The sequence below is a fragment of the Streptomyces sp. NTH33 genome, assembly GCF_003236365.1.
In the GTDB taxonomy this organism is placed as follows: domain Bacteria; phylum Actinomycetota; class Actinomycetes; order Streptomycetales; family Streptomycetaceae; genus Streptomyces.
The window spans coordinates 21,019-27,647 of record NZ_POTZ01000043.1; the positions used below are offsets into that span (position 1 = coordinate 21,019).

Here is a 6,629-nt window from a genome sequence, read left to right on the forward strand (position 1 = left end):
GTGAGCGCCCCCTGAGTGGTGCCGTCCGCCCCTGCCCCTCGCCGTTCACCGGCCGGGTCGGCTCACGCCTTGGGCGCCACCTTGCTCAGGCCGTTGATGACGCGGTCCATCGCGTCGCCGCCCGTCGGGTCGGTGAGGTTGGCCAGCAGCTTGAGGGTGAACTTCATCAGCAGCGGATGGGTCAGCCCGCGCTGGGTGGCGATCTGCATGACCTTCGGGTTGCCGATGAGCTTCACGAAGGCGCGGCCCAGCGTGTAGTAGCCGCCGTAGGTGTCCTTCAGGACGCGCGGGTAGCGCCGCAGGGCGAGTTCGCGCTGGGCGGGCGTGGCCCGGGACTGGGCCTGGACGATGATGTCGGCGGCGAGCTGGCCGGACTCCATGGCGTAGGCGATGCCCTCGCCGTTGAAGGGGTTCACCAGGCCGCCCGCGTCACCGACGAGCAGCAGGCCCCGGGTGTAGTGGGGCTGGCGGTTGAAGGCCATGGGCAGGGCGGCGCCGCGGATCGGGCCGGTCATGTTCTCGGGGGTGTAGCCCCAGTCCTCGGGCATGGACGCGCACCAGGCCTTCAGGATCTCGCGCCAGTCGAGCTCCTTGAAGGACGCCGAGGTGTTGAGCACCCCGAGGCCGACGTTGGAGGTGCCGTCGCCCATGCCGAAGATCCAGCCGTAGCCCGGCAGCAGCCGGTCCTGCGGACCCCGCCGGTCCCACAGCTCCAGCCAGGACTCCAGGTAGTCGTCGTCATGGCGGGGGGACTCGAAGTACGTGCGGACCGCGACGCCCATCGGGCGGTCCTCGCGGCGGTGCAGGCCCATTCCCAGGGACAGCCGGCTGGAGTTGCCGTCGGCGGCGACGACGAGCGGCGCGTGGAAGGTGACCTCACGCTTGTCCTCGCCGAGCCTGGCCTTCACCCCGGTGATGCGGCCGGTGCGGTCGTCGACGATCGGGGCGCTCACGTTGCAGCGCTCGTACAGCCGCGCGCCCGCCTTCTGCGCCTGCCGGGCGAGCTGTTCGTCGAAGTCGTCGCGCTTGCGCACCAGTCCGTAGTTCGGGAAGGAGGCGAGATCCGGCCAGTCCAGCTGCAGGCGGACGCCCCCGCCGATGATCCTCAGGCCCTTGTTGCGCAGCCAGCCGGCCTCCTCGGAGATGTCGATGCCCATCGCGACGAGCTGCTTGACGGCGCGCGGGGTGAGCCCGTCGCCGCAGACCTTCTCCCGCGGGAACTCGGTCTTCTCCAGCAGGAGTACGTCGAGTCCGGCCCGGGCCAGGTGGTAGGCGGTGGTGGAGCCGGCCGGCCCCGCGCCCACGACGATCACATCGGCCCTGTTCCCGGAGAGGGCCTCGGAAGGGGACTCTGACTGGGGATCGGACTGGGGCTCGGTCTCGACGGTCACGGCGGGATCTCCCCAAGGTTCGTAATCTGCGTGCCGACCGGCACCGGACATGGGCAGTCTATGCAGCAGAATTGATCACCCGGCTGAAGGGCTGCCTCCCGTGAACAGAGCTCTCCCCGTCGTACGGCTGCGCGTTCCCACCGACGAGGACGCCGTCGCCTGGCACCGGGTCTTCGACGACCCGGACGTCATGGAGTTCCAGGGCGGCAGGCCCGCGGAGCTGTCCGTCTACGAGGAGCTCACCGCCCGCCAGCGGCGGCACGACGCCGAGCACGGCTTCTGCCTGTGGACGATGCTCGACGGCTCCGGCCGGGTCATCGGCTTCACCGGCGCCCAGCCGTGGGAGCGGGACTGGGGCCCCACCGGGGAAATAGAGATCGGCTGGCGGCTCGGCCGGGAGTTCTGGGGCCGCGGATACGTCACGGCGGCCGCCCACACGACCCTGGAGCGGCTGCGCGCGGCCGGCCTGCCGAGCGTGGTGGCCATGGTCGACGCCCGCAACGAGCGGTCCATCGCGGTCGCCCGACGGCTCGGCATGCGCCTGGTGGAGACGTTCGTGACGCCGACGTCGCAGCGGCAGGGCCACTGCTACCGACTCGATCTGTGACCTCACGCACCCGTCACCGAACGTAGTCGATTGTCACGGAAAGAAACGCGACGCTTCCGGGTGGCACCCCCGGCCGGTTACCCTGCCGGGTACCGCTGGGGGTGACGTCTGTGCACATGACACCCAAAACACCCGAAGTACGCGTACCGCGCCTGGTCGGGCTGATGGCCGTGGACGCCCGCGAAACCGCCCGGGCGCGGGGCCTGTTCCTCGACGCGCCGGACCGTCCGGACTTCCACCTCACCGTCGTCGACCACGTCGTGCGCCAGTACCCGCAGCCCGGTGCCGAGGTCCCGCGGGACTCCCTGGTGTACGTGTGGTTCGACTTCCGTCCGGGCGAGGGCGGCGGAGGCGTCCGCGAGCCGCGCGTCCCGAGGCCGCCCACGGGCGGGCTCCAGCGCGAGCTCGACGAGCCGGGCGATCCGTACGCGGTCAGCCTCGCATGACGGCGCGACGGCATGAGGACGTGGCGGCGCGACGGCGCGACCGTCAGGCCTTGAAACCCCGGTGCAGGGCGACGATTCCGCCGCTGAGGTTGCGCCACGCCACCTTCGACCAGCCGGCCGCCCGCAGCCGCCCGGCCAGCGACGGCTGGTCGGGCCAGGCCCGGATGGACTCGGCGAGGTAGACGTAGGCGTCGGGGCTGGAGGACACCGCGCGCGCCACGGGCGGCAGGGCGCGCATCAGGTACTCGGTGTAGACGGTGCGGAACGGCGCCCAGGTGGGGTGGGAGAACTCGCAGATGACCACCCGTCCGCCGGGCCGGGTCACCCGGTGCATCTCGCGCAGGGCCTGGTCGAAGTCCTGTACGTTGCGCAGCCCGAAGGAGATGGTGACGGCGTCGAAGGTGTCGTCCTTGAACGGCAGCCGCGTCGCGTCGCCGGCCGTGAACGGCAACCAGGTGTGCCGCCGCTTGCCGACCCGCAGCATCCCGAGAGAGAAGTCGCAGGGGACGACGTAGGCGCCGGCGCGGGTGAAGGGCAGCGAGGAGGTGGCCGTACCGGCGGCGAGGTCGAGGACCTTCTGCGCCGGCCGGGCGTCGACGGCGCGCGCGACCTCCTTGCGCCACCGCCGGTCCTGCCCCAGGGACAGCACATCGTTGGTCAGGTCGTACCGTTCCGCCACGTCGTCGAACATCGAGGCGACATCTTGCGGCTGCTTGTCCAGGGATGCGCGGGTCACGGGCCCATTGTTGCAGGCGGGGCCGCGGCGTCACGGCAGCAGCCTCGGCTTCTCGCGTACCACCGCACGGGTTCCGTCGCATGTGGGATGTTTCCGGTCCGGAACCCCGGTTTGTTCCGAGATCCGTTTTGGGATCCGTTCCGGGATCCGTTTCGGCCCCGAGCCCGACGCGACGAGAGCGAGTACATGCGCGATGCGGAGTCTCCTGAAGCCGGCGGCCGGGCTCGCCTGCCTGTCCGCCCTGGCCGCCGCAGGCTGCTCCTCGGGTTTCGGCGGCGCCTCGGACGCGGCCCCGAAGGTGCCCGACCGCACCGCCGGTACGTCGTACGCCCCGTACGTGAGCGCCACGACGGCCTCCGGCAACGACTCCGCCGGCTCCCCGGCGACGTACAACCTCGCCTTCGTGATCTCCGACGGCAACGGCTGCACACCGCAGTGGGACGGCATGTACGCCCTCGACGACGAGGAGGTGAGGTCACGGATCGCGCGGCTGAGGATGAAGTCGGGCGGCGCGCTGCGCGTCTCCTTCGGCGGGGCCGACGGCAAGGAGCTGGCGGCGGCCTGTGAGGACGTCTCCGCGCTGGCCGGCGCGTACGGCAGGGCACTGGACGCGGCGGGCTCCACCCGGGCCGACTTCGACATCGAGGGCGACGAGTTGACCGACTCCGCCTCCGTCGCCCTGCGCTCCCGGGCGATCGCGCGGCTGCAGAAGGAGCGCCCCGGACTGGAGGTCACCTTCACCCTGCCCGTCATGCCCTCCGGGCTGGGCGCCCACGGCCTGGCCCTGCTGGAGTCCGCCCACCGGCATGACGTCCAGGTCTCCACGGTGAACCTGATGACGATGAACTACGCCGAGTCGTACACCGGCGACATGGGCGACTACGCCATCGCCGCCGCCGAGGCCGCCCACACCCAGCTGAAGAAGGTCTTCGACCTGTCGGACGCCGCCGCCTGGCAGGGCATGGCGCTCACTTCGATGATCGGCGTCAACGACGTCGCCGGCGAGACCTTCACGCTCTCCGACGCGGCCCAGGTGCGCGCCTTCGCCGAGAAGAAGCGGATCGCCTGGGTGTCGATGTGGTCCGCCTTCCGCGACCAGCAGTGCGTGAAGGGCTCCTCCTCGCGGGGCGACGCGGCGACCGACTGCAGTGGGGTGACGCAGAAGCCGGGGGCGTTCGGGAAGGCGTTCGGAGGCTGAGGGCCGCCGCCGTCAGCGCCTGCGGTGCACGAGCCGGCCCGCGCACACGGTGGCGAGGCAGGCGCCGGCGTCGTCGAGGACGGCGAGGTCGGCGCGGCCGCCCTCCACGACGGCCGCGGGCCGTGCGCCCGGCAGGACGGCGACGTCGTTGCGCGCGGCGGCCTCCCGCAGTCCGGGCGCGTCGGCGTACTCGGCGAGTACGGCCGTCGCGCCGAGCTTCAGGACCTCGTGGACGCGCTCGCGCGGACTCGGCGCCCGGGGCAGCGGCCCTTCGTGCACGCGGGCGGGCCCGAGCACGCCCGGCCAGCGCCGCACGCGCGCGCCGGGGAACCGCCGTTCCAGCTCGGCCAGCGGCCCCACGGCCGCGACCCGGGCGCCCTCGACGACGACGGCACCGCCCTTCACCGGCTCGGCGTCCCAGGCGCGCCGGACCTCGTCCGCGGCGTGAATCGTCAGCACGGGCGGTCCATGTGGCGCCGCGTCAGTTGGAGGCGAGGAGCTTGAGCTCCGGGTGGGCCGTCCCGCCCGCGATCGCCGTCGAGGAGATGTGGGACATCACGCGGTCGTCGGCCGGGTCGTTCGCCGGGTCGTCGTGGACGACGAGGTGCTCGTACGTCGTCGACCGCTGCGCCGGGACCCGCCCCGCCTTCCGGATGAGCTCGATGATCTCCATCCGGTTGGACCGGTGCTTGGCGCCCGCGGAGGAGACGACGTTCTCCTCGAGCATGATCGAACCGAGGTCGTCGGCGCCGTAGTGCAGGGTCAGCTGGCCTACGTCCTTGCCGGTGGTCAGCCAGGAGCCCTGGATGTGCATCACGTTGTCGAGGAAGACGCGGGCGATCGCGATCATCCGCAGGTACTCGAAGACGGTGGCCTGGGTCCGGCCCTTCAGGTGGTTGTTCTCCGGTTGGTAGGTGTACGGGATGAACGCCCGGAAGCCACCCGTCCGGTCCTGCACGTCCCGGATCATCCGCAGATGCTCGATCCGTTCGGCGTTCGTCTCACCGGTGCCCATGAGCATCGTCGAGGTGGACTCCACGCCCAGCCGGTGCGCGATCTCCATGATCTCCAGCCAGCGCTCGCCGGACTCCTTCAGCGGGGCGATCGCCTTGCGCGGCCGCTCCGGCAGCAGCTCGGCGCCGGCACCGGCGAAGGAGTCCAGGCCGGCCTCGTGGATCCGGGTGATGGCCTCCTCGACCGACACGCCCGAGATCCGCGCCATGTGCTCCACCTCGGAGGCGCCCAGCGAGTGGATCACCAGCTGCGGGAAGGCCTCCTTGATGGCGCGGAAGTGCTTCTCGTAGTACTCCACGCCGTAGTCCGGGTGGTGGCCGCCCTGGAACATGATCTGCGTACCGCCGAGCTCCACGGTCTCCGCGCAGCGCCGCAGGATGTCGTCCAGGTCGCGCGTCCACCCCTTCGCGGTGTCCTTGGGAGCGGCGTAGAAGGCGCAGAACTTGCACGCCGTGACGCACACGTTCGTGTAGTTGATGTTGCGCTCGATGATGTACGTCGCGATGTGCTCGGTGCCCGCGTACTTCCGGCGGCGTACGGCGTCGGCCGCGGCGCCCAGCGCGTGCAGCGGCGCGTCGCGGTACAGGTCGAGCGCCTCCTCGGGGGTGATCCGTCCGCCCGCGGCGGCACGGTCGAGGACGGACTGGAGGTCGGCCTTCTCGGTCACCGGCGTCCCTTTCGCAAGGTTCGTAAGGGTTGGACAGGAGGTGTGCGCGAAACGCTCGAAACAAGGGTGGTGGTGGGAGACGGGCGGGCGGACCGAACCAGCCTACGCCAGCGGTTTCACGGTCCCGACGTCAGGCCGCGTGGGCGACGGCCCGTGCCTACCCGGCCTTCGACAGCCGCGCCTGCGGGTGTCCCGACCCGGAACTCTCCGACTTGTACATGAGGTCGTCCCCGACCGGACCGAGGCGGACCGTGTGCTCGGCCTGGACGCAGTTCGGGGGGTTGTCCCCGGCGCCCTTGGACGACAGGACGAGCTCCGTCCCCGTCACCTGCTTCAGCGTGAGTACGTCGGTGCAGACCCCGCCGATCTGGTCCGTGTGGCGCACCGTGCCCGCCTCCTCCCCCACGGCGGCCTGGCGGACCGTCACACGGAAGGTGCCCATCGGCAGGGCGCCGCCGAGGGCGGTGCCCTGGCCCTCCCAGGTGCCGAGGTAGCGGGCGGGGGTCGAGGAGGAAGAGGAGGAGGAAGAGGAGGGGGAGGTGACGGCGGTGATCGGCGTCGAGGAGGGGC

The 6,629-nt window shown here is 71.5% G+C and carries 7 protein-coding genes and 1 pseudogene; 3 read left to right on the forward strand and 5 right to left on the reverse strand.

What is annotated here, in order from left to right:
• Window positions 1–62: 62 nt before the first annotated feature.
• Window positions 63–1,391 carry a geranylgeranyl reductase family protein gene (locus C1I97_RS06980; RefSeq protein WP_258382455.1) on the reverse strand — a complete coding sequence of 443 codons (1,329 nt, stop codon included), beginning with the start codon at window positions 1,389–1,391 and terminating at the stop codon, window positions 63–65.
• A gap of 100 nt (window positions 1,392–1,491) precedes the next feature.
• On the opposite strand from C1I97_RS06980, the gene C1I97_RS06985 reads away from it, so the two are divergent.
• Window positions 1,492–1,998, forward strand: coding sequence for a GNAT family N-acetyltransferase (locus C1I97_RS06985; RefSeq protein WP_111002351.1), 507 nt, complete (start codon window positions 1,492–1,494; stop codon window positions 1,996–1,998).
• Window positions 1,999–2,114: 116 nt separating this feature from the next.
• Complete coding sequence (locus C1I97_RS06990; RefSeq protein ID WP_111002352.1) at window positions 2,115–2,444, forward strand: PASTA domain-containing protein; 330 nt, start codon at window positions 2,115–2,117, stop codon at window positions 2,442–2,444.
• 43 nt (window positions 2,445–2,487) lie between these two features.
• Here C1I97_RS06990 and C1I97_RS06995 read toward each other — a convergent pair whose 3' ends face one another.
• Window positions 2,488–3,180, reverse strand: a complete 693-nt coding sequence (locus C1I97_RS06995) for a demethylmenaquinone methyltransferase (protein WP_111002353.1) — start codon at window positions 3,178–3,180, stop codon at window positions 2,488–2,490.
• Window positions 3,181–3,373: 193 nt separating this feature from the next.
• Between C1I97_RS06995 and C1I97_RS07000 the strand changes: the two genes are divergently transcribed.
• Entirely contained in the window at window positions 3,374–4,378 is a 1,005-nt protein-coding gene (locus tag C1I97_RS07000; RefSeq protein ID WP_111002354.1) for a chitinase, read from the forward strand.
• Between the two features lie 12 nt (window positions 4,379–4,390).
• Here the strand turns inward: C1I97_RS07000 and C1I97_RS07005 are convergent, their stop codons facing one another.
• The 3 genes and pseudogenes from C1I97_RS07005 to C1I97_RS07015 form a co-directional block, all read right to left on the reverse strand.
• A complete protein-coding gene (locus C1I97_RS07005) occupies window positions 4,391–4,837 on the reverse strand; it encodes an imidazolonepropionase-like domain-containing protein (RefSeq protein ID WP_111002355.1) in 447 nt (148 codons plus the stop codon).
• A 22-nt stretch (window positions 4,838–4,859) separates the two neighbouring features.
• Window positions 4,860–6,059, reverse strand: a complete 1,200-nt coding sequence (mqnC, locus tag C1I97_RS07010) for a cyclic dehypoxanthinyl futalosine synthase (protein ID WP_111002356.1) — start codon at window positions 6,057–6,059, stop codon at window positions 4,860–4,862.
• Between the two features lie 157 nt (window positions 6,060–6,216).
• Window positions 6,217–6,629, reverse strand: a pseudogene (locus C1I97_RS07015) (serine/threonine protein kinase); the annotation flags it as partial.

Excerpts from the sequence above, each read along its gene's own strand:
- C1I97_RS06990 (WP_111002352.1), top strand. The coding sequence starts at position 2,115 with ATGACACCCAAAACACCCGAAGTACGCGTACCGCGCCTGGTCGGGCTG.
- C1I97_RS07000 (WP_111002354.1), top strand. The coding sequence starts at position 3,374 with ATGCGGAGTCTCCTGAAGCCGGCGGCCGGGCTCGCCTGCCTGTCCGCC.